Annotated in this window: 3 protein-coding genes; all 3 read right to left on the bottom strand. The window is 47.7% G+C overall.

Annotation, left to right across the window (positions count from 1 at the left end; genetic code table 11):
• Positions 1 to 13 precede the first annotated feature (13 nt).
• Positions 14 to 283, bottom strand: a complete 270-nt coding sequence (locus tag J1G37_RS28895) for a hypothetical protein (protein ID WP_003253606.1) — start codon at positions 281 to 283, stop codon at positions 14 to 16.
• Positions 284 to 533: 250 nt separating this feature from the next.
• Complete coding sequence (locus J1G37_RS28890; protein ID WP_207047205.1) at positions 534 to 2,225, bottom strand: EAL domain-containing protein; 1,692 nt, start codon at positions 2,223 to 2,225, stop codon at positions 534 to 536.
• Between the two features lie 36 nt (positions 2,226 to 2,261).
• Entirely contained in the window at positions 2,262 to 3,827 is a 1,566-nt protein-coding gene (locus J1G37_RS28885) for a PAS domain-containing methyl-accepting chemotaxis protein (protein ID WP_047283017.1), read from the bottom strand.
• Positions 3,828 to 3,995 lie beyond the last annotated feature (168 nt).

Here is a 3,995-nt window from a genome sequence, read left to right as displayed (position 1 = left end):
CCAGTCTAGGGGGCTATAGATCGCCAGTCATCAGTAGCTCTCTCAGTATGCTGAGATTTTTCCTGATTTCAGCTTCTACCTTTCCAGAATAATCAAGTGCCTCAAGCGTATTCTTTGTTTGGTTCATTGCCTCTGCTATTATATCAATGGCAGTTTTTCTTGATGCTGCCATATTTTCTAGAGTCTGTTCCCCTGCATCTAGCATTGTTACGATATCTTGTTTGCTTAACTTATCATAATTCACGTTACGGAGTTGCTCTAGTATTAACTCTTGATCCGACATATATGATCCTCTTTATTATTATCGATTTGTTGTTTATGATAATATTAATTATTTCATTGTTCCAGAAAAAAACAGCTGGGATAGTGTATCATAAAAAATATATTTCGAGCGAATGGGGAAAGTCGGTCGAGCCATGCGCATAACCAATCCATGGCATTGGACGCACAGTATATCGTTACCGGTGGATAAATGAATTAACCGCTCAATCCACTAGGTTGCGACGACGCAATCAGTTCGTGGACGGTGCGGTTTATCTATTACCCCCTCTAGATAAATGAGCAGGGACAAACTTCGCCACCCAAGATGGCACTTTTTCTACCGGCATGGGTTTCGCAATACCATAGCCTTGCGCTACATCACAACCTAGCTTCATCAGCAACACTCCGTGCTCAACCGTTTCCACCCCTTCAGCAATAACCTCGCGGTTAAACGATTTCGCTAGGCCGATGATCGCCTTAGTCAGCCCCAAGCTGTCTTTATCGATGAGTATGTCGCGTATAAAAGATTTGTCTATCTTGATTGACTGCGTGGGCAGTTGTTTAAGGTAGCTCAGCGATGAATACCCAGTTCCAAAGTCGTCCAACGAAAATGTCACACCCAGATCCTGGCAAGCAATGAGGCACTGAGTGACATGTGATAAGTGTTCTATCACCACTGATTCGGTAATCTCAATATCCAACATCTGCGGCAAAACATTAGGGTGGCTGTCCAGCAAAAACTTTAGGGACTTTACAAAGTTTTCTTTTTTCAAATGTAATGCTGCAATGTTTACACTCACAGACCACGAATGACCCAAGTCCGCCCATTGTTCTATTTGACTGAGCGCCTGATCTATGACCCACTCGCCGATCTCCACGATCAGATCGCTCTGCTCAATCAACGGTATAAAATACTGCGGTAATATAAGTCCATCTCGCGGATGCTGCCAACGCAATAGTGCTTCAAAACCAATCACTGCCCCACTGCTCAAACTTATTTTTGGTTGATAATGCAAGCATAACTCACCATCATGTAACGCTTGGCGAACCCGTATTACGGTATCAAAAGCTGATTTATCCATCTTATCTTTTGATACATCAAACAAATGGAAACAGTTACGGCCACTTTGTTTGGCCTTATACATAGCCTGATCGGCATGACGTAGCAGTGTATCGGCATTCTCATTATCGTTTGGATAGAGCGTCACACCGATACTGGCGGAAATATTAATGCCTATGCCATCGATGATGTAGACGGCGGAAAGGGCAGCTAAAAGCCTCTGCAGGGCGCTTTCCAACACCTTGGGATCCCGCACACCCAAAATCAGCACGAACTCATCGCCTCCCAAACGGGCTACGGTATCTTCGATACGCATACTATGTTTCAGGCGATCAGCCACCGCCACTAACAGACGATCACCTATCTCGTGGCCATAGCGGTCGTTAATCTGCTTAAACCCATCGAGATCAAGCACGCCCACGGCAACCGTGCTGGGCTGGCTCTTTGCTTTGACAATAGCCTGATCAAGCGCTTTGGACAGCAAAAAACGATTTGGAAGACCCGTCAGCTCGTCGTGCTCAGCCTGCCATTGCAAGGTTTCCAGAAACTTCCGCTTTTCGGTCACATCGAAACGAATGGAAACGTATTTCTGCACCCGCTGGCTGGCATCATCGTACATGGGTACAATGGTGCTCTCTACCCAATACAGGCTGCCATCCTTTTTACGGTTGCAAATTTCACCTTTCCATACCTGCCCACGTGAAACTTTTTTCCACATATCAATAAAGAACTCAGGGGGATGCTGCCCTGAGTTTAGTATGCGGTGGTTTTGCCCAATCAACTCCTGTGCGCTATAGCCAGAAATATCACAGAACTGTTCATTGACATAGGTGATTATTCCGGATTTATCGGTTTCCGAGAAAATAGCTGCCGCATCCACCGCTGCACGGTATCTTGCACTCATATATAAACCTAATTCACCAAAATAGTCATAAAGTCACTACCTGTTGAACCGTTCAACCAACGAGTTTAAACCACGGGATGTACTTTCAAGTTCGCGGCCACGAATCACGGCGGAGTTAGCATTCTTCGCTGTTCTCTCAACCGTTCCCGCTACGTTATTAATCTGCCGAGCAATATCTTCAGCGACACTAGCCTGCTCTTCTGAAGCGGCTGCCATTTGCTGGCTCATACCACTGATCCGTTCAACAGCATCGCGAATGCCTTGGAGAGCACACTGCGCCTCTATAACTTGCTGTACACCGTGGTCGGCCTCGCGAATACCGAGTTTGGCAATGCTCACAGCCTCATCTGCGCCTTTTTTAAGGGTTTCAATGACGTTTTGAATTTGTTGAGTCGATACGCGGGTTTTAGCGGCCAAGGCCCGGACTTCATCAGCTACTACCGCAAAACCACGACCCTGCTCACCAGCCCTAGCCGCTTCAATTGCAGCGTTGAGAGCGAGTAGGTTGGTTTGATCAGCAATGGCTTGAATCACCCCCGCAGCAGCCATAATTTGCTGGGTTTCATTGGCAAGGTAATCCACAGCAGTGCTGATATTCGTGACGGTACTGGCCAGCAACTGAATGGCCTCACGGGAAGTACCGGCGACTTTATCACCTTGTTCAGCCAGTTCATTTGCTGCTTGCGCTTCCATGGCGGTTTTTTGAACATGCCCTGCCACTTCGTTGATTGAGGCCGCCATCTCCGTCATGGCGGCTGCCGTCATGTCCGTTTCCGCTCGCTGCTCCAGCAAGGCATTTTCAGTTTGGTTCGAGAGTAAGGAGGAATGCGCAGCGGCTTCAGCCACTTGGCTGGCCAGATCGCTTAGCCGAGTCAGTGCGGTTTTAAGGCGTGCATCCTCACTAATCAATATCATTTCCAACTGCGCTGAAGGGCCATACGTATCGCTGTAAGTGATGGCGCTAATCGGATCTGAAAAAGCGTCAGGGGCGCATTTCATGATATGACTCAACTGATGTTCCAGCCGCGTATAGGACCACCATCCTGTAACGAGAAAGAGCACGGCAGTTACCGCTTGTGCTGCCAGGCTTGGCAGCACGCTAGCCGCACCTATTGCCAACGCAGCCGCAGTTGCAGGTAAGACCATCCTCCTCATGAATGCCGCATAATGACGATTTTGGGGAATGGAATTTTTACCTGCACGCAACCGGTCATACAGCTTTTGTGCGCGATCAATTTGCTCCCGAGTCGGCTTGACTCTAACGGACTCGTAGCCTGTTAAGCGGCCATCTTCGAGAATAGGTGTCACATACGCACTGACCCAATAGAAGTCACCATTCTTGCAGCGATTCTTGATGATACCCATCCAGCTTTTGCCAGCCTTCAGATAGCCCCACATCAGCCCGAAAACAGCTGGAGGCATGTCGGGATGACGAACCAAATTGTGCGGACTGCCCAACAACTCTTCACGAGAATAGCCACTTATTCTCATAAACTCGTCATTCACATAGGAAATATTCCCATTCGTATCCGTAGCAGAGATCAATCGCTGCTGGACTGGAAATATTTGTTCAACGGTTGTGACAGGCAGGTTCGAGCGCAAGATGAGTCTCCATGAGCAATAATGGCATTATGCCATAAGGCGTGACTAAAGGGTCATGCGAAATAAAGGGAAATCACAGAGCACTGAGATGTTTGTACGCTAAGCCATGGTTCTCAGCTGCAACCATTATCTGACACTGGTGACTTCGGTTGAAGTCCCCCTGCCAGT

Origin of the sequence: Pseudomonas sp. Marseille-Q1929, assembly GCF_017316265.1 — a bacterium.
Classification (GTDB): domain Bacteria; phylum Pseudomonadota; class Gammaproteobacteria; order Pseudomonadales; family Pseudomonadaceae; genus Aquipseudomonas.
Note: the sequence above shows the minus strand (reverse complement) of the source record. Positions and strands in the feature narration are given on the sequence as shown.